Annotated in this window: 19 protein-coding genes; all 19 read left to right on the forward strand. The window is 39.8% G+C overall.

Translation table 11 applies throughout. The annotated features are described in order from the left end of the window. Nucleotides 1–9 precede the first annotated feature (9 nt). The 19 genes from ylqF (at nucleotide 10) to fliJ (ending at nucleotide 19,680) form a co-directional block, all read left to right on the forward strand. Complete coding sequence (gene ylqF, locus ACFQRG_RS06000; protein WP_380964727.1) at nucleotides 10–888, forward strand: ribosome biogenesis GTPase YlqF; 879 nt, start codon at nucleotides 10–12, stop codon at nucleotides 886–888. Between the two features lie 164 nt (nucleotides 889–1,052). Continuing rightward, complete coding sequence (locus tag ACFQRG_RS06005; RefSeq protein ID WP_380964996.1) at nucleotides 1,053–1,820, forward strand: ribonuclease HII; 768 nt, start codon at nucleotides 1,053–1,055, stop codon at nucleotides 1,818–1,820. 350 nt (nucleotides 1,821–2,170) lie between these two features. Beyond that, a complete protein-coding gene (sucC, locus tag ACFQRG_RS06010; protein WP_380964729.1) occupies nucleotides 2,171–3,331 on the forward strand; it encodes an ADP-forming succinate--CoA ligase subunit beta in 1,161 nt (386 codons plus the stop codon). 18 nt (nucleotides 3,332–3,349) lie between these two features. Next, nucleotides 3,350–4,252, forward strand: a complete 903-nt coding sequence (gene sucD / locus ACFQRG_RS06015) for a succinate--CoA ligase subunit alpha (RefSeq protein WP_380964731.1) — start codon at nucleotides 3,350–3,352, stop codon at nucleotides 4,250–4,252. Nucleotides 4,253–4,318: 66 nt separating this feature from the next. Continuing rightward, nucleotides 4,319–5,203 carry a DNA-processing protein DprA gene (gene dprA, locus ACFQRG_RS06020; protein WP_380964733.1) on the forward strand — a complete coding sequence of 295 codons (885 nt, stop codon included), beginning with the start codon at nucleotides 4,319–4,321 and terminating at the stop codon, nucleotides 5,201–5,203. 220 nt (nucleotides 5,204–5,423) lie between these two features. Then, nucleotides 5,424–7,496 (forward strand): type I DNA topoisomerase, encoded by a 2,073-nt coding sequence (gene topA / locus ACFQRG_RS06025; protein WP_380964735.1) that lies wholly within the window; start codon nucleotides 5,424–5,426, stop codon nucleotides 7,494–7,496. A 156-nt stretch (nucleotides 7,497–7,652) separates the two neighbouring features. After that, nucleotides 7,653–8,960 (forward strand): FADH(2)-oxidizing methylenetetrahydrofolate--tRNA-(uracil(54)-C(5))-methyltransferase TrmFO, encoded by a 1,308-nt coding sequence (gene trmFO, locus ACFQRG_RS06030; protein WP_380964737.1) that lies wholly within the window; start codon nucleotides 7,653–7,655, stop codon nucleotides 8,958–8,960. 76 nt (nucleotides 8,961–9,036) lie between these two features. Beyond that, nucleotides 9,037–9,927, forward strand: coding sequence for a tyrosine recombinase XerC (gene xerC / locus ACFQRG_RS06035; protein WP_380964739.1), 891 nt, complete (start codon nucleotides 9,037–9,039; stop codon nucleotides 9,925–9,927). A gap of 15 nt (nucleotides 9,928–9,942) precedes the next feature. Next, the gene (gene hslV, locus ACFQRG_RS06040) at nucleotides 9,943–10,482 is read left to right on the forward strand and encodes an ATP-dependent protease subunit HslV (protein ID WP_380964741.1); all 540 of its coding nucleotides are present in this window, start codon (nucleotides 9,943–9,945) and stop codon (nucleotides 10,480–10,482) included. A gap of 17 nt (nucleotides 10,483–10,499) precedes the next feature. Further along, nucleotides 10,500–11,897, forward strand: coding sequence for an HslU--HslV peptidase ATPase subunit (gene hslU / locus ACFQRG_RS06045; RefSeq protein WP_380964743.1), 1,398 nt, complete (start codon nucleotides 10,500–10,502; stop codon nucleotides 11,895–11,897). A gap of 26 nt (nucleotides 11,898–11,923) precedes the next feature. Next, nucleotides 11,924–12,700: a GTP-sensing pleiotropic transcriptional regulator CodY gene (gene codY / locus ACFQRG_RS06050; protein ID WP_380964745.1), complete on the forward strand. Its 777-nt coding sequence runs from the start codon at nucleotides 11,924–11,926 to the stop codon at nucleotides 12,698–12,700. A gap of 554 nt (nucleotides 12,701–13,254) precedes the next feature. After that, the gene (gene flgB / locus ACFQRG_RS06055; protein WP_380964747.1) at nucleotides 13,255–13,641 is read left to right on the forward strand and encodes a flagellar basal body rod protein FlgB; all 387 of its coding nucleotides are present in this window, start codon (nucleotides 13,255–13,257) and stop codon (nucleotides 13,639–13,641) included. A 9-nt stretch (nucleotides 13,642–13,650) separates the two neighbouring features. After that, complete coding sequence (flgC, locus tag ACFQRG_RS06060) at nucleotides 13,651–14,088, forward strand: flagellar basal body rod protein FlgC (protein WP_380964998.1); 438 nt, start codon at nucleotides 13,651–13,653, stop codon at nucleotides 14,086–14,088. An 11-nt stretch (nucleotides 14,089–14,099) separates the two neighbouring features. Further along, a complete protein-coding gene (gene fliE / locus ACFQRG_RS06065; RefSeq protein WP_380964749.1) occupies nucleotides 14,100–14,393 on the forward strand; it encodes a flagellar hook-basal body complex protein FliE in 294 nt (97 codons plus the stop codon). Nucleotides 14,394–14,576: 183 nt separating this feature from the next. Next, nucleotides 14,577–16,157, forward strand: a complete 1,581-nt coding sequence (fliF, locus tag ACFQRG_RS06070; RefSeq protein ID WP_380964751.1) for a flagellar basal-body MS-ring/collar protein FliF — start codon at nucleotides 14,577–14,579, stop codon at nucleotides 16,155–16,157. An 11-nt stretch (nucleotides 16,158–16,168) separates the two neighbouring features. After that, nucleotides 16,169–17,185: a flagellar motor switch protein FliG gene (gene fliG, locus ACFQRG_RS06075; RefSeq protein WP_380964753.1), complete on the forward strand. Its 1,017-nt coding sequence runs from the start codon at nucleotides 16,169–16,171 to the stop codon at nucleotides 17,183–17,185. Continuing rightward, the gene (fliH, locus tag ACFQRG_RS06080; protein WP_380964755.1) at nucleotides 17,178–17,945 is read left to right on the forward strand and encodes a flagellar assembly protein FliH; all 768 of its coding nucleotides are present in this window, start codon (nucleotides 17,178–17,180) and stop codon (nucleotides 17,943–17,945) included. Before fliG ends, fliH begins: the two co-directional genes overlap by 8 nt. Continuing rightward, the gene (gene fliI / locus ACFQRG_RS06085; RefSeq protein WP_380964757.1) at nucleotides 17,923–19,239 is read left to right on the forward strand and encodes a flagellar protein export ATPase FliI; all 1,317 of its coding nucleotides are present in this window, start codon (nucleotides 17,923–17,925) and stop codon (nucleotides 19,237–19,239) included. Before fliH ends, fliI begins: the two co-directional genes overlap by 23 nt. Before the next feature lie 3 nt (nucleotides 19,240–19,242). Beyond that, nucleotides 19,243–19,680, forward strand: a complete 438-nt coding sequence (fliJ, locus tag ACFQRG_RS06090) for a flagellar export protein FliJ (protein ID WP_380964759.1) — start codon at nucleotides 19,243–19,245, stop codon at nucleotides 19,678–19,680. Nucleotides 19,681–19,696 lie beyond the last annotated feature (16 nt).

Raw genomic sequence — 19,696 nt, forward strand, 5'->3', positions numbered from 1 at the left:
TGAATTTTTATGGCAATACAATGGTATCCAGGACATATGGCGAAAGCTAAGCGTCAAATGATTGAAAAAATTAAGCTAATAGACGTTGTTATAGAATTAGTTGATGCCAGAATCCCTCTATCCTCAAGAAATCCGTTAATTGATGAAATAGCTGCAAATAAGCCCCGTTTACTTATATTAAATAAAGCCGATATGGCGGATCACAATTTAACAGATGATTGGATTCATTATTTTAAAGAAAAAGGCTACTCAGCCCATGCTGTTAATGCGCAAAGCGGTAAAGGCACAGCAAGTATACCTGATTGGGTTCATGATCTGACAGCTGCAAAAAGAGAAAAATTAGAGAGTAAGGGATTCCGGGCCAGAGCAGACCGGGCACTGATTATTGGAATTCCAAATGTTGGGAAATCAACCTTGATTAATCGGTTGGCTAAAAGAAAAATAGCTAAAATAGGTGATCGTCCGGGTGTAACGAAAGGCCAGCAATGGATAAAAGTTGGCAAAACTATGGAATTATTGGATACTCCCGGGATATTATGGCCGAAGTTTGAAGATCCTGAAGTAGGTTTAAAACTGGCGGCTACTGGAGCAATTAAGGATGAGCTTATCGACTTTCAAGATATTGCAGTTTATCTGTTAAAGGTTTTGATGGCAAAGTACCCCAATGCTTTAAAAGACAGATATGGACTCACTGATATTCCGCAAGTGGACGGGGAACCGACTAATGAAGAAATCGTTGAACTTTTTGATGCAATTGGAAAGAAACGCGGCTGTGTCATCGGCGGCGGCAACATTGATTATGATAGAACATCTGAATTACTTATACGGGAATTCCGTACACAGAAAATTGGACAGATAACATTGGAAACACCGGAAGAAACACGCTAAGGGCGTGTTTTTTTATACGTTGGGAAAGTATAAATTGGCAGCTTTCAGGCCAATCGGCAAGTTTTCTATATTATGACAAGCGCAGTATCTAAATGTCTGGTAAAATGTTTAAAGCAGTATGAATTTAGATCTTACATTGAAAGGTGAATACATAAGTGGAAAGAATATCTATCAAGAAGCTTGAACAAAAGCTTTCACAAATAGAAAATCTTGATGATGAAGAACGCCGGGCACTTGAGCAAGATGAAAGAAAAGGCGTACAAAATCTGCTCAAACGCTGGGATCAGCGTCAATTAAAAAAGAGACAAATGATAGAGCATTATAAAAAAATGACGCAATTTGAGCATCAACTATTTGCACAAGGAAAATACCATATTGCAGGTATAGATGAAGCCGGCAGGGGGCCTTTAGCGGGACCGGTTGTTGCTGCAGCGGTCATTTTAAAGCCGGAGGCAACGTTATACGGCATTAACGATTCAAAACAATTGTCAAAGAAACAGCGGCAGCAATTTGTAACAATGATTTATGACCAGGCTGTTTCCGTCGGTGTAGGTATAGTCAGCGCTTGTGAAATTGATAAAATTAATATCTATCAAGCTGCAAAAAAGGCGATGGAAAAAGCTGTTGATGCACTCAGCGTTGTCCCGGAACATTTGCTTATAGACGCTATGACTCTACCAATTAACATACCGCAAACATCTATTGTCAAAGGTGATGCAAAAAGCATTTCTATAGCGGCAGCATCAATCATTGCAAAAGAAGAGCGCGACCGTATGATGACTGAACTTGATGGCATCTATCCGGGTTATGACTTTGCCAGCCATGCCGGTTATGGGACAAAAAACCATTTAGCCGCTTTAGAAGAATTAGGCCCGTGCCCTGAACACCGGCGGTCGTTTGCTCCGGTTCAATTAAAAAACATCAATAGTTAATACAGTGTCATTAAAGAAAACTTGCCGATTGGCAAGCCCTAAGGCGTTAGAACGTCATTTAGAAAGTATATGTGCTCCTGCGCCGAAGATTACACGCAGAAGTATTGCTATTTCTCGTCGCAAAGCTGCAAAGATGCTTTTCCATGTTGATAGGTCATGGTACTTATTACCAAACGGAACAGATTAGCTTATTAAATAGACAAGCAGTCCTGCAAATCATGCTATTCGACAAGTTTTTTTACGAATTGTCTTAATATCATCGGAAATGTCTAAAATGGTGGACAAATGAAGATGTTTTTATATACAATGATAAAGGCAGTGATCACAACAATGATAGGAGGTTCTATAAATTGAATATCCATGAGTATCAAGGTAAAGAACTCTTGAGAAGTTATGGCGTAGCTGTACCAAATGGTCAAGTTGCTTTTACGCCTGAAGAAGCTGTTGAAGCAGCCAAGAACCTAAATTCTGATGTTAAGGTTGTCAAAGCACAAATCCACGCTGGCGGCCGCGGTAAAGCAGGCGGTGTTAAACTCGCTAAATCACTTGATGAAGTGCGTACATACGCTGAAGAATTATTGGGAAAAACACTTGTTACACATCAAACAGGGCCGGAAGGTAAAGAAATTAAGCGCTTACTTATCGAAGAAGGAAGCGATATCAAGAAAGAATTTTATGTAGGACTTGTTTTAGATCGTGCTACATCTCGCATCGTTTTAATGGGATCTGAAGAAGGCGGAACTGAAATTGAAGAAGTCGCTGCTAAGACGCCGGAAAAGATCTTCAAAGAAACGATCGACCCTGCAATAGGCCTTATGCCATTCCAAGCTAGAAGATTAGCTTTTAATATTAATATTCCTAAAGAGCTTATCAATAAAGCTGCTAAATTTATGACAGGGCTATATCAAGTTTTTGTCGAAAAAGATTGCTCAGTAGCAGAAATTAATCCATTAGTCACGACCGGCGACGGTCAAGTCATGGCCCTTGATGCCAAATTGAATTTTGATGATAACGCGCTTTATCGTCACAAAGACATTATGGAACTTCGTGATCTATCAGAAGAAGATGAAAAAGAAATTGAAGCATCAAAATATGACTTAAGCTATATTGCTTTAGACGGAAACATCGGCTGTATGGTTAACGGTGCCGGACTTGCTATGTCTACAATGGATATTATCAAGCATTACGGCGGCGATCCGGCTAACTTCCTTGACGTTGGCGGCGGTGCAACAACTGAAAAGGTTACTGAAGCATTTAAAATTATCCTTTCAGATAAAAATGTTAAAGGTATTTTTGTTAACATTTTCGGCGGCATCATGAAATGCGATGTTATCGCCAATGGTGTTGTTGAAGCATCCAAACAAGTCGGACTTAATTTACCGCTTGTCGTTAGACTTGAAGGTACAAATGTAGAATTAGGAAAACAAATCTTAGAAGATTCCGGTTTGAATATTACTGCAGCGGAATCAATGGCTGATGGCGCTGAAAAAATCGTTTCATTAGTAAAATAGAAAGGTGGGAAACTCGGGATGAGTATCTTTATTAATCAAGATACAAAGGTTATCGTACAAGGCATCACAGGTTCAACTGGCCTTTTTCATACAAAGCAGGCCGTTGAATACGGAACTAAAATTGTAGGCGGTGTCACACCTGGCAAAGGCGGGACAGAAGTAGAAGGCATCCCTGTTTTTAATACGGTTAAAGAAGCTGTAGATAAAACAGGTGCCAATGTGTCGGTTATCTATGTTCCTCCGGCTTTTGCCGCTGATTCAATTATTGAAGCTGTTGATGCAGAACTTGATTTAGTCATTGCAATCACAGAACATATTCCAGTTATGGATATGATTAAAGTAAAACGATATATGGAAGGCAAGAAAACAAGATTAGTTGGTCCAAACTGCCCTGGTGTTATTACACCGGAAGAGTGCAAAATTGGAATCATGCCTGGTTATATTCATAGAAAAGGTCATGTTGGTGTAGTTTCCCGCTCCGGTACGCTTACATATGAAGCGGTACATCAACTTTCTCAAGCCAATATCGGCCAATCTACAGCTGTGGGTATCGGCGGAGACCCGGTCAATGGTACCAACTTCATTGATGTATTAAAAGCATTCAATGATGATGAGGATACTTATGCTGTTGTGATGATCGGCGAAATTGGCGGTACTGCCGAAGAAGAAGCTGCTGAATGGATTAAAGCTAATATGACGAAACCTGTCGTCGGCTTTATCGGCGGTCAAACTGCGCCTCCGGGAAAACGTATGGGCCACGCAGGCGCGATTATTTCCGGCGGTAAAGGAACAGCTGCTGAAAAAATCAAAACATTAAACGAATGCGGCGTTAAAGTTGCTGAAACACCATCTGTTATCGGCGAGACATTAATTTCAGTCCTTAAAGAAAAGGGTTTGTACGAAAAATGTCTAATTAAATAAGTAGTAATTTAAGAAGCTCCCGATTGCGGGAGCTTCTTTTACACATCTTATTATAGTAAGGATTGGATGATATTGAATAAACGGGATAGGCTCATTCATATCCATCATTGCCGCGGCGCAGGCTGGAAAACAATCAAAAAGCTGTTCAAGCATGACCCCGAGTTAAATGACGTCTATAATATGACAGCGGAAGATTTTTGTCACTATCTGCAAATGGCGCCCCGTCATGCAAAGTCCTTTTACGAAGATCTTCACCAACTTGATATTACAGCCCTTTTAACCGCATATAAAAAAAGCAGTATCTTTATTATTACTGTTTTCGATAGTACATATCCATCTAAACTGAAAGCTATATATGATCCGCCTTGGGTTCTTTACGGCATGGGTCAATCTTCGCTTTTAAATCATGAAAAAATTCTTAGTGTTGTCGGAACGCGAAATCCGTCGAAAATAGGCTTAATCAGTATGGAGAAAATTTTAGCGCCTCTTGTCGAACAAAAATGGACGATTGTCAGCGGATTAGCGCTCGGTATCGACGGATACGCACATCAACTTAGTTTGCCGTCTTACACAATTGCAGTTCTTGGTTCAGGCCTTTTTCATCCATACCCTAAGCAGCATCGTGCACTTTTTAATAAAATTGTTTCTGATCATTTGGCGATTAGCGAATATCCTCCATACACCCCACCGCAAAAATGGCAATTCCCTGAACGAAACCGGATTATCAGCGGTCTTTCTTTTGGGACGCTCGTTGTTGAGGCTAAGGAAAGAAGCGGATCCCTAATCACAGCAGATCAAGCCCTGGAACAAGGCAGAGATGTCTTTGCACTGCCAGGTTCAATATTAGATGTCAATGCTTTAGGGACGAATAAACTTATTCAGCAAGGAGCAAAAATGGTTTTATCGAGCGAAGATATTTTGAATGAACTTAAGTGTCACCGAATATCCTAGTCCCAAGGTAAATTTAATATATGTTTATCAAAAATAGCAAAAATTTATAGCCTTGCGTTTGACAAACTTTTCTACAGTATTTAATATTAGTGAAGATTTGATAATTCTTTTTCAAGAGGATGTTAAGTTCGGGAAACAGGCAAGAGATCTTAACCGTGAACTTCCCGACTGTTTTTGTCCTCACGCTGAACACATAATTTAAGAAGGGGAGAAAGCAAGTATGGAAGATTATCTTGTTATCGTCGAATCTCCCGCTAAAGCTAAAACAATCAAAAGATATCTTGGGGAAAAATATGAAGTTAAAGCGTCTATGGGACATGTCAGAGATCTCCCGAAAAGTCAAATGGGAGTGGATATAGACAATCAATTCAAACCAAAGTATATCACGATCCGCGGTAAAGGGCCGGTTTTAAAAGAATTAAAATCAGCCGCCAAGAAAGTCAAAAAAGTTTATCTGGCTGCCGACCCTGATCGTGAAGGTGAAGCGATTGCATGGCACTTAGCCCACAGTCTGGACATTGATTCTGAATCTGATTGCCGGGTTGTTTTCAACGAAATTACAAAACAAGCAATCAAAGATGCATTCAAACATCCAAGAGCTATCAATATGGATCTTGTTGATGCCCAACAGGCCAGACGTGTACTCGACCGCCTTGTAGGATACAATATTAGTCCGCTCCTATGGAAAAAGGTCAAAAAAGGATTAAGTGCCGGACGTGTACAATCAGTAGCGCTTAAACTGATTATTGAAAGAGAAAAAGAAATCAAAGACTTTAAGCCTGAAGAATATTGGACGATTCCAGGGAAATTTAAAGTTCGCGATGAAATTTTTGATGCAAGCTTTTACGGGATAGGCAATAAAAAAATTGAATTAAAAAATAAAGATGATGTTGATCAAGTGATGGAAAAATTGAAAGATAAACAATTTGAAGTCACGAAGGTTCAGAAAAAAGAAAGAGCGCGAAATCCGGTCGCTCCGTTTATTACATCGACACTGCAGCAAGAAGCTGCACGAAAATTAAATTTCAGAGCTAAAAAAACAATGATGATTGCCCAACAGTTATATGAAGGGATAGAACTTGGCAAGCAGGGAACAACGGGACTCATCACATATATGAGAACAGATTCAACGCGAATATCAGACGTTGCTAAAGCAGAGGCCAGGGAATATATTACAGGAGCGTTTGGTGACAAGTATGTTGGCGGGAGGCAGCCAAAGAAGAAAAATCAAGAAAATGCCCAAGATGCTCACGAGGCGATTCGGCCGTCTTCTGTCATGAACCAACCGAAAGAAATTAAAGACTTTTTAAGCCGTGATCAATACAGGCTGTATAAACTGATCTGGGAAAGGTTCGTTGCGAGTCAAATGGCTCCGGCAATTATGGATACTGTAAGAGCCGATTTAGTCCAATCAGATGTTGTTTTTCGTGCAACCGGTTCAAAAATTAAGTTCCCGGGTTTTATGAAGGTTTATATTGAAAGCAATGATGATAATAAAAAAGAAGAAGAAAACTTTTTGCCTGAATTAGAAGAAGGTATGAAAGTTGATAAAGAACAGTTAGATCCAAAACAACATTTCACTCAGCCGCCTCCGCGGTATACTGAAGCAAGGCTTGTCAGAACGATGGAAGAGCTTGGTATCGGACGGCCGTCGACATACGCACCGACAATTGATACAATACAAAGGCGCGGTTACGTTGTCCTTGATGACCGTAAATTTGTTCCTACTGAGCTTGGGGAAGTTGTTCTTGATTTGATCGTTGAATTCTTTCCGGAAATTATTGATGTAGATTTTACTGCAAAAATGGAAGATGATCTCGATTCAGTTGAAGAGGGAGAAACGAATTGGATTAAAATTATTGCTGATTTCTATACTGATTTCGAAAAGCATCTTGAAAAAGCCGAAAAAGAAATGAAAGAAGTAGAAATTAAAGATGAACCTGCGGGCATTGAATGTGACAAATGCGGTTCGGAAATGGTATATAAAATGGGGAGATACGGGAAATTTTTAGCTTGTTCTAATTTTCCTGACTGCCGTAACACAAAACCGATACTTAAGAAAGTCGGTGTCACTTGTCCGAAATGTAAAGAAGGAGAAATTGTTGAGCGCAGGAGTAAAAAACGAAGAATTTTTTACGGATGTGAACGTTATCCGGAGTGTGACTTTGTTTCATGGGATAAGCCGTTGCCAAGAGACTGTCCAAAATGCGGCGAATATCTCGTAGAGAAAAAGGCGAAAAAAGGGAAAATCGTTCAGTGCTCATCGTGTGACTATAAGGAAGAGCAATCATAAAATGAAAGGCTCAATGTATTTTCTTAATCCCCTATTAATGGTTAGATGAATAGATCGGGTGTTATTGTCTGTTATTTTCTGCCCGGACTTCAGTGTTTTACTAAAGTTTGAGGCAGAAGACGGACGGTTGCACCGGAGTAAAACGGAGGAATGATCTTGACCACACAACATGTCACGGTGGTCGGTGCGGGGCTTGCCGGAAGTGAAGCTGCATGGCAGCTGGCTAAGCGCGGCATCCAAGTCCATCTTTACGAGATGAGGCCAGTCAAGCAAACACCGGCCCACCATACCGATAAATTTGCAGAACTTGTATGTACAAACTCACTCAGATCTAATGCATTAACCAATGCTGTTGGTGTATTAAAAGAAGAAATGCGACTGTTAGATTCGGTAATTATTTCTTCAGCTGATAAATGTGCGGTCCCTGCCGGCGGCGCATTAGCGGTTGACCGTCATGAATTCTCAGCAAATGTCACAGAACGGGTAAAGGAACATCCGCTCGTTAAAGTTTTTAATGAGGAAGTGGATGGCATCCCTGATGGACCAACTGTTATTGCGACTGGCCCGTTAACATCGGACAAACTTTCAGCCTCTTTGAAGTCATTAACAGGTGAAGACTATTTGTATTTTTATGATGCCGCAGCGCCTATTATTGAAACTGATAGTATTGACAGGGACAAAGTCTATCTAAAATCCCGCTATGATAAAGGTGATGCTGCATATCTTAATTGTCCAATGACAGAAGAAGAGTTTGACCGGTTTTATGATGCGCTCGTATCAGCGGAAACAGTGTCACTGAAAGACTTTGAGAAAGAAGTTTTTTTTGAAGGGTGCATGCCAATAGAAGTCATGGCCAAACGCGGTAAGAAAACGATGCTTTTTGGACCTATGAAACCGGTGGGATTAGAAGATCCAAAGACCGGAAAACGTCCTTATGCAGTGGTTCAATTGCGTCAAGATAACGCATCTGGTACATTATATAATGTTGTTGGATTTCAAACGCATTTAAAATGGGGGCCGCAAAAAGAAATTATCCGTATGATTCCGGGTTTGGAAAACGCTGATATTGTACGTTACGGTGTCATGCATCGAAACACCTTTGTTAATTCACCGAAGCTGTTGAAGCCAACTTATCAATACTGCGGAAGAGAAGACTTATTCTTTGCCGGACAAATGACGGGTGTAGAAGGATATGTTGAATCAGCTGCATCCGGGCTCATTGCCGGAATTAATGCCGCACGGCTTGTAAGCGGACAAAATCCGGTTGTCTTTCCTGAACAAACTGCAATTGGAAGTATGGCGCATTATATTACAACTGCAAATGCAGACAACTTTCAGCCAATGAACGCAAACTTCGGTCTTTTCCCGCCGCTGGAAAAGAAAATTAAGAATAAACAAGAGCGTAATGAACAGTACGCTAAGCGAGCATTGGGAACAATTCAGAATTTTGTTACAAAATTGTAAAATCTATTGTCACGGCTCCTAAATTATGATAATATTTAGGAGCCTTCTGAGGTAAGCGGATGAAAAGGTGATCATAATGAATAAGTATTTGGATATGTTTTTACGCTTCTTGGAAGTTGAGAAGCATGCTTCAAAACATACCATTATGAACTACACCAAGGACATTGAGGTTTTTTTTCTCTTTATGAAGCAGCAGGCGCTTGAAGGTGTTGCTGCTGTTTCCTATGCTTCAGTAAGGGTTTTTCTCACGGAAATGCTTGAGAGGGGTTACTCAAGGCGAACTGTTGCCCGTAAGGTATCAAGCCTCAGAAGCTTTTACCGTTATTTGGTTAAAGAAGGCGTTGTATTTGATAATCCCTTTGCACTCACTCACCTCCCTAAGCAAGAACACAGGTTGCCAAAGTTTTTATATCAAGAAGAATTGGGTAAGCTGTTTGATGTTGAAGATTTAACTCAACCGCTTGGACAGCGTAATCAAGCTATTTTAGAAGTTCTTTACGGCACCGGTGTCAGGGTTAGTGAATGTGTAGGTATCACACTTATGGACTTGGATCTTGATTTGGGTGTTGTCTTAGTAAAAGGAAAAGGCAGGAAAGAGCGTTACATACCTTTGGGAAGCTTTGCGTGCGATGCAATTGAGAGATATCTGGCGGATGGCAGACAAAAGCTTGTAAAGAGTGACAAAAAACAAAACTATTTGTTTCTCAATTACCGCGGCGGACAACTTTCATCCCGGAGCGTACGAACTATACTGAATAAGCAAATACAAAAAGCTTCCCTGACAATAAAAATAAGTCCGCATACTTTAAGACATACTTTTGCTACTCACTTGCTTGATGCAGGCGCTGACTTGAGGTCTGTTCAGGAATTGTTGGGTCATGCAGAGCTGTCAACAACACAAATTTATACGCACGTTACGAAGGAGAGACTTCGAGAAGCATATATTAATCATCATCCTCGTGCATAACAAGGAGGGAGCATTTTGAGTCAATTTCATGCAACAACCATTTTTGCCATTCATCACAATGGAAAATGTGCTATGGCTGGCGATGGCCAGGTAACACTTGGGCAATCAGTTGTGATGAAACATTCGGCCAGGAAAGTTCGTAAATTATATAACGGTAAAGTCGTTGCAGGATTTGCAGGTTCAGTTGCCGATGCTTTTACCTTGTATGAAAAATTTGAAGGCCGTTTGGAAAAATATAATGGTAATCTCCAAAGGGCAGCCGTTGAATTAGCTAAAGAATGGCGGAGCGATAAAATGCTCAGACAGTTGGAAGCAATGCTTATTGTCATGGATCAAACCGGCCTTTTACTTGTATCAGGTACAGGTGAAGTGATAGAGCCGGATGATGGGATACTTGCTATTGGGTCAGGCGGCAATTATGCTCTTGCGGCCGGCAGGGCTCTCAAGCGCCATAATGAGCATCTTTCTGCAAAGGAAATAGCAAAAACAGCTTTAGAAATTGCCAGTGACATTTGTGTTTTCACCAATAATAATATTATTGTTGAAGAGCTGTAAAAGAGGAGGATGTCTAGATGTCTAAAGCTTTGACACCAAAACAAATTGTTGAGCAGCTTGATCAATTTGTTATTGGACAGAATAAAGCCAAAAAGTCCGTTGCAATCGCCCTTAGAAACCGTTACCGCCGATCATTAATGGATGAAAAAATCCGTGAAGAAATCGTACCCAAAAATATTTTAATGATCGGTCCGACAGGTGTAGGTAAAACAGAAATTGCCCGGCGTTTGGCGAAACTGTCCGGCGCGCCATTTATTAAACTTGAAGCAACTAAGTTTACAGAGGTTGGCTATGTCGGGCGTGATGTAGAATCAATGGTTAGGGACCTTGTTGAAACGTCGGTGCGAATGGTTAGAGAAGAACAGATGGTTGAAGTAAAAACCAAGGCCGAAGAATTGGCCAATGAGCGCCTCGTTAAATTACTTGTGCCGTCAGAGAAAAAAACAGCGCAAATGAAGAATCCGTTTGATATGTTTTTTGGCGGCCAAAATCAAAACTCGAATGACAGCGAAGAACCTAAGGAAGAACAATCAATTCGGGAAAAACGCCAACAAACGCGAAAATTGTTGGATCTTGGCGAATTAGAAGATCATATGGTTACCGTTGAAGTTGAAGAACAACAGCAGCAAGGCATGTTTGACTTGTTCCAAGGAGCGGGTATGGAACAACTGGGCATGAATATGCAGGATATGTTAGGTAATCTCATGCCAAAACGCAAAAAACGTCGAAAATTGACAGTTAAAGAGGCGCGGAAAGTACTGACTCAAGATGAAGCGCAAAAATTGATTGACATGGATGAAGTCACACAAGAAGCTGTCATGCGTGCCGAACAATCGGGTATTATATTCATTGATGAAATTGATAAAATTACCGGAAAAAACCAAAATTCCGGTGATGTTTCCCGAGAAGGCGTACAACGGGATATTCTTCCGATTGTAGAAGGGTCAACCGTTATGACCAAGTACGGAACGGTTAAAACCGACCACATTTTATTTATTGCTGCCGGCGCCTTTCATATGTCAAAACCGTCGGATCTTATTCCGGAACTTCAAGGGCGTTTTCCGATTCGAGTCGAACTCTCTAACTTGTCAGTCGACGATTTTGTTAATATTTTAGTGGAGCCCAGCAATGCTCTCTTAAAGCAATATCAAGCTTTATTAAAAACTGAAGGTATAAATATTGAGTTTTCTGACGATGCTATTCGTAAAATTGCTACGATTGCTTATGAAGTAAATCAGGAAACCGATAATATTGGCGCTAGACGCCTGCACACGATTCTGGAAAAATTGCTTGAAGACTTGTCTTATGAGGCACCCGATATTACCTTGGAGAAAATCACAATCACGCCGGAGTATGTGGAAGAAAAATTAGCGTCTATCGTAAAAAACAGAGATTTGAGTCAATACATTTTATAAGAAGTTATTAGGAGGATTTTTTAATCATGGAACTTTTAGAAAAAACAAGAAAAATTAATAACATGCTGCAAGGTACAAAAACACAAGTGAATTTCAATGAGATGGCGCAGACGCTTCGCGATGTCATCGATTCTAACGTGTTAGTTGTCAGCCGCCGCGGTAAATTATTAGGCATGGCACTTAAGTTAGAATTTGAAAACGAACGTATGAAACATATGTTTGAGGAAAGACAATTTCCGCAAGATTATACACAAAATTTATTTACAATTAATGAAACATCGCCAAACCTTGATATTAACCATCCATTAACCGCTTTTCCAATTGAAAACAAAGAGTTGTTTGAAGGCGGCTTAACGACAATCGTACCAATCGTCGGCGGCGGTGACCGTCTGGGGACTCTTATCCTTTCCCGTATTGGCAACCCGTTTGAAGATGATGAATTAATTCTTGGCGAATACGGAGCTACTGTTGTAGGTATGGAAATTCTTCGCGAGAAAACAGAAGAAATTGAAGAAGAAGCAAGAGAAAAAGCAATTGTACAAATGGCTATCAGTTCGTTATCCTATAGTGAGCTTGAAGCTATTGAACACATTTTTGAAGAACTTGACGGTAAAGAAGGTCTTCTGGTTGCAAGTAAAATAGCTGACCGCGTCGGTATTACACGCTCTGTAATCGTTAACGCATTAAGAAAATTAGAAAGTGCAGGCGTTATCGAATCCCGCTCGCTTGGAATGAAAGGTACTTATATTAAAGTGCTTAATGACAAGTTTCTTGTTGAATTGAACAGAATTAAAGGTGAATAAAAACTTATTAATCGGCAATTTTTAAGCAAAACTTCTCAGCAGCCTTGGATCAACAGAGCCGATTCAGGGCTGCAAAATTTTTCGGTAAAATAGTTTCTTTTTTCTGCAAATTAGTGTATGATCTATTTTAAGATAATTTTTTTGGTGTTATAATAGCTTCTTTTATACCTTTAGTCTCTTTTACCCCTGAAAACACTTAATTAACCTTTTCCCCTATCAGCAAGCAATAAAATTTTTTTTGACGATAAAAAACACCTAATCCCCAAAATCTGTTGGAATTCAAATATTTTATCCTCACAAACATTTGATTAAAAGTTCCCGTGATTTAAATGGCTTTTTAAAAGTGAGAATAAGCGACAAATTTCTTAGAAAATACTTTGAAATTGATCAAAAAAATTCATTCTGCAAAATCAAATAGTAAAATAGACCTATGGAAATTCGTCATAAATTAGAGAATAATGACATGTAGCGGTGAATTTTGGAGAAAAAGTTGTATTTATATGTAATTTTTTGTTAGACTGCCAATAATTAATTTGTAATGATGAGGGATAGAAATGAATGTTCAATATCAATCTGTGACATCTTTACTTGAAAAAGCCTTGGATAATACCTCTGTTAGGCAGAAGGTCATAGGCCAAAATATCGCAAATATTGATACGCCAAATTATAAGGCGAAACAAGTCACTTTTCAAAATGAATTAAATAGTGCATTAGAAGCTAATAAAACGGACTCTAAACATATTTCTTTTAGTAATGAAAGTGAAAAAGAACCGAGAATTACAATAGATCATTCAACATCGTTGCAAAACAATGGAAACAATGTCGATATTGACAAAGAAATGTCTGAGCTGGCTGAAAATCAAATTGACTACCAGGCATTAGTAACCGCAGTTAGTCAAAAGTTTCAGCAATATAAAATGGTGCTGGGAGGAGGCAAATAGGAAATGGGGATGTTTGACGGTCTAAATATTTCCGCTTCGGCTCTAACAGCACAAAGGCTTAGAATGGATGTCATCTCATCGAATATGGCTAACGCTGATACAACTAGAAGTAAACTAGTTAATGGCAAGTGGCAGCCGTACCAGCGGAAAGAAGTCGAGATGGCGCCGATAAATCCTGGATTTCAATCACACCTGAATAACGCTTTAAGCAATTCAGCAGGCGGCGTAGAAGTAAAACAAATTACCAATGATCCGACACCTTTTAAAGAGGTTTATCAACCGGAAAATCCTGAAGCGGATAAAAACGGCTACGTTAAAATGCCGAATGTTGACCCCTTGAAAGAAATGGTCGACTTAATGAGTGCCACGAGGTCATATGAAGCAAATGTTACCGTACTTAATGCTAATAAGGATATGTTATTAAAAGCTCTTGATATTGGGAAGTAGGTGAAAAAGCAATGAATGTTGTCCCAGTTAACAATGTCAATATTCATCCTTCGGCCGGCGGTCAGCCATTGACGTCAAAAACAAAGACATCTTTTTCTAAAGTATTGAACAATGCACTCGATAAAGTAAATCAATCGTTAACAAAATCAGATCAAAGTATGACTGAAATTGCTTCAGGAAATGTCCAAAACTTACATAATGCGATGATTGATATTCAGAAGTCTAATATTCTTCTTCAAGCAACTGTTGAAGTACGAAATAAAGTAATCGATGCCTATCAGGAAATGATGAGGATGCAAATCTAGTAATCTGTCTGAGGTTGTTCAAAAAGCCCGGGGAACCATTGTGCGGTGTTTTGGTAAATCCGCCGCCGGAGTATTGTTCTAAGAGTAACGCCGTTTTCACCGTACGAAGGGCAGTTTATTCAGATTGCAGCTTTCCTCCTTTTTAACTGGAAATTTCAGTAAAGGCTTCGATTGGAGGATTTTATGAAAGACAAACTAAAAAACATCTTAGAAAAGATAAAGGGAGTATGGAACCGGTTTAGTAGAAAACAAAAACGCTGGCTGATTTTTTTAAGTTCGGCAGCTGTTATAATCATTATCGCCGTTTCTGTTTTAACATCCATTCCGCACTATGCACCCTTATACAGCCATTTATCGGCCAGTGAAACGGGGCAAATTAAAGAAACATTGGACAGTAAAGGAATTAAATATAAGCTGTCCGATAACGGTACGACAATAAGTGTTCCAAAAGACCAGGTCGATAATTTGAAGGTTGAACTGGCTGCTGACGGCATTCCAAAAACAGGTGATATAGATTATTCGGTATTTAGTAATAATACAAGTTTTGGAATGACAGATAAACAATTTGATGTTATGGAACGGGAAGCAATGGAAACCGAGCTTTCAAATTTAATATCACAAATTAAAGGTGTTAATTCGGCAAAGGTTATGATTAACATGCCTAAATCAAGTGAATGGGTGAGCGATAAACCGCAAAAAGCTTCCGCATCGGTTGTACTTCATCTTGAACCGGGATATCAATTAAATGATGAACAGGTTCAAGGTCTTTATCACTTAGTCAGTAAAAGTGTGCCTAATCTTCCTGAAGATAATATCGTCATTATGGACCAATTTTTCAACTATTACGATAAGAAAAGTTCAGACAGCTCTTCGGCATTATCAGCCTATCAGCAGCAAAGAGAAATCAAGAATGATATAGAAAAAGACATACGTGAACAGGTACAGCAAATGTTAGGCATGATGATGGGCAGTGAAAAAGTCATGGTTAATGTAACGGCCGACGTAGATTTCACGAAAGAAAGAACCAAAGAGGATCTTATCAAGCCGGTTGATCCTAACAGCTTAGATGGTGTACAAGTAAGCGCCGAGCATATTACTGAAACATATTCCGGCAAAGGTGCCGTCGGGAAAGCCGGTACAGGCAGTAATGATGTGCCGACATATCAAGCATCATCCGATGGCAATGGTAATTACAAACTTGAAGAAGAAAGAATTAATAATGAGTTCAATCGGATCCATAATACAATCGTTAAGGCCCCGTACACAATTAAAGATATGGGCATACAAGTTATGGTTGAACCGCCTGATCCTAATAATCCTGCTTCACTTCCTGGGCAGCGTATAGACGATATTAAACAAATACTTAATACAGTTGTTCGAACAACATTAGCGGACCAAGGGGGTCAGGAGTTAAATCCCAGTGATATTGATCAGAAGACAATGGTTGCTGTAGAAAAATTCAACGGCAAGATTCCTGATCAAAAACAAAAAAGTAACGGTTTCCCCTGGTGGCTTTATATGATTATAGGGATTATTACGACTGTTATGATAATCTTATTAATCTGGCTGTTCAGAAGAAGGAGAAATGACAAGGATGAGGATGTTATCGACCTCGAGGAATACACAATTCCTGCAGAAAACTTAGAAAGCAATCAAACCCGGGACAAACCAGAGGTTCAGAAGTATAAACAATTACAGGTGATGGCAAAAGAAAAACCTGATGAATTTGTTAAATTGCTCAGGACATGGCTTTCTGAAGATTAAGGGAGGCTAATATGGCACGAAATAAACAATTTCAGCAAAATGGCAAAGAAAAAGCTGCCGTTCTTCTTGTTGCGCTAGGTGCTGATGTTTCCGCTGAAATATATAGACACTTAACTGAAGAGGAGATTGAAGAACTGACTTTAGCCATTTCAAATATAAGAAATATCGATAAAGAAACAAAAGACGATGTCATTGATGAATTCTATCAATTGGCTTTAGTACAGGAATATATTTCAAAAGGCGGTATAGGCTACGCAAAGCAAATTTTGGAGAAGGCGCTTGGGCCTGATGAGGCTATGGAAATTATAGGCAGGCTTACATCTACACTGCAAGTTAGACCGTTTGACTTTATGAGAAAAGCCGACCCTAAACAAATTTTGAATTTTATTCAATATGAGCACCCGCAAACAATCGCATTGGTTCTATCTTATTTAGAACCGCATCAATCATCGCAAGTTTTATCTGAATTACCGCAAGACAGTCAAGCAGATGTAGCGAGAAGAATTGCGCTTATGGATCGCACATCTCCTGAAATCATTAACCAAGTGGAACAAATTTTAGAGAAAAAGCTGTCAACAGCTGTTACGCAAGATTATACACAAACAGGCGGCATTGAAACGGTTGTAGATGTTCTAAACGGCGTAGATCGAACAACCGAACGGACAATTCTTGAGAATTTAGAAACCAGGGATCCGGATCTTGCTGAAGAGATTAAAAAACGAATGTTCGTCTTTGAAGATATTATAGTCCTTGATGATCGGGCTATTCAGCGTGTTATCCGTGAAATTAATAACGAAGATTTGCTGTTAGCCCTGAAAACAGCCAGTGAAGAAGTTAAACAAGTTTTGTTCAAAAATATGTCGCAGCGGATGGCGGAAACATTAAGAGAAGAAATGGAATTTATGGGGCCTGTCCGTTTGCGTGATGTTGAAGAAGCGCAAACTCGCATTGTTAACACCATCAGAGGACTTGAAGATGCAGGTGAAATTGTCGTTGCCCGCAGCGGCGGAGATGATGTCATTGTCTAATGTAATAAAAATGCCGGATTTCCTTTTTGAAAAAAAGCATCTGTCCTTAATAAAAGAGGAGCCGGCAGTTCAGCAGTTTGACATTGACGATGAATATGCCTTGGCTGCTTCACCTTTACTGAAAAAAGCTCATGATGAAGCACAAGAAATCATTACGAAAGCGCGTCTTGAGTATGATCAAATTCAAAAAAACATACAAGAACAGGAAGAAGCTTTCAAGGAAAAGTGCAAGGCTGTATATCGAAAACATTGTGAAAGAGGCTATGATGATGGTTTCAATCACGGGAAGAAAGAAGGAAAAGCTTTATATAAAGAAAAGATAGATAAGGCTAATCGAATTATCAGCTGTGCCGAAGCGGCATATGGCGACTATTTATCCAGAGCTGAACCCGATATTTTATCACTTGCTGTCCGGATAGCGGAAACTATTATCAATACTGCCTTAGAGGAGAAGCCTGAATGCTGGATGTCTTTAGTAAAGAAAGCGGTTGCGGGTGTTAAGGAACAGGATGCGATACAAATTACTGTACCGCCGAAATGGTTTGAATTGGTTATCAGTCATCAAAAAGAACTCTTGTCACTCGTTCGCGGCGCAAGGTTACAAATTTTTGCAGATGAACAATTAGAGGAGCATATGTGCTATATAGAGACACCCTTTGGCAAGTTAGATGCTAGTGTTGACAGCCAATTAACAGTCATGAAGCAAACGCTCTTAGAAATGATGGAGGCATCAAGTCATGAAGGCTGTTCAGTTGATTGATAAAATCAGCCATATTGATACTTATAAACGATTTGGAAAAATAACAAGAGCCGCCGGCTTATTAATAGAATCAAGGGGGCCAATCGCTTCAATCGGCGATGTATGTCATATATATTTGCAAAAAGAACATAGGAAGGTTTTGGCAGAAGTTGTCGGTTTTCAGGATGAACATGTTTTGTTAATGCCATACAATGATGCTGCACAGATATCACCGGGCTGCCTTGTCGAAACAACAGGTCAACCGTTGCAAATTAAGGTTAGCCGCGCTTTGATCGGACATGTTTGTGACAGTTTAGGCAGACCGCTCGACGGCCGTTTACAACAAACGCCCATGCCGGCTTATCCAACATCACGTCAACCGCCTGATCCAATGACACGTCCGCGTATTTTAGAACCAATGGCTACAGGGATTCGTTCTATAGATGGCTTATTAACTGTTGGGAAAGGGCAGCGTATGGGCATATTCGCCGGGAGCGGCGTTGGAAAAAGTACGCTGCTTGGAATGATTGCGCGGCATACCTCTGCTGATTTAAATGTCATTGCCCTTATCGGTGAAAGAGGCAGAGAGGTTCGGGATTTTATTGAAAGAGACTTGGGTTCAGAAGGTTTAAAAAGATCGATCGTCATTGTAGCAACATCTGATCAGCCGGCACTTATGAGAATTAAGGGCGCCTTAACAGCTACATCCATTGCCGAATACTTCAGATCCGAAGGGCAGAATGTCTTACTTATGATCGATTCATTAACAAGGGTGGCTATGGCACAGCGTGAAATTGGACTCGCTGCCGGTGAACCTCCGACAACGAAAGGCTATCCGCCATCTGTTTTTGCTATGCTCCCTCAATTATTAGAACGCACAGGTACAAGTGTATCCGGCTCAATTACAGCTTTCTATACAGTTTTAGTTGACGGAGGAGATTTTGATGAACCCATATCTGATGCCGCGCGCGGTATACTCGATGGGCATATCATCCTTGACAGAGAGTTGGCGCAAAAGGGACAATATCCGGCCATTAACATCTTGCAAAGTGTCAGCCGGGTGATGAATGATATCGTATCTCAAGATCACTTAGATGCGGCTGAAACACTTCGAAACTATTTAGCTCAATATAGAGAATCTGAGGATCTTATCAATATAGGTGCCTATAAACCGGGATCCTCAAAAGAAATAGATGATGCGATTCGCTATCATCCTGTCATACAGTCTTATTTGAAGCAGTCCCGCAATGAGACACCTGATCGGGAAGAAGCGATCAATCAGCTAATTAGACATTTTGGAAAGGGTGCGGGTTAAACGATGCCGTTTGAGTTTTCAATGCAAAGAGTTTTACATATCACTGAAAACGAAAAAAAACAACTTGAATCAGAATACCAAACGTTTTATCAAATGTTTGAACAACTGGCCAATGAATTGTTATGTCTTATGAAAAAAAAAGAAGAAGTCCAAACCCAATTGCAACAGGAACTGAAAACTTCGGTAACTGTCGATGATATCAAATCACAAATCAATTATGTCGAAAACCTTGAAAAACGAATTGAAGATCAACAGCGGAAATATGATCAGGCAAGGGAAAGATTGGAATCCTTTCAATTAGTATTAAAAGAAAAAACGATTGAAATTAAGAAATACGAAAAATTAAAGTCGAAAAAATGGATCAATTATTTAAAAGATGAAAAAAAGCGTGAGATGAAATTGATGGATGAAACAGCTTCTCTTAATTTTATGAGGCATTAAGTAAGTTAAAGCAGGG

Origin of the sequence: Scopulibacillus cellulosilyticus, assembly GCF_042665295.1 — a bacterium.
Taxonomy (GTDB): Bacteria; Bacillota; Bacilli; order Bacillales; family Sporolactobacillaceae; genus Scopulibacillus_A; species Scopulibacillus_A cellulosilyticus.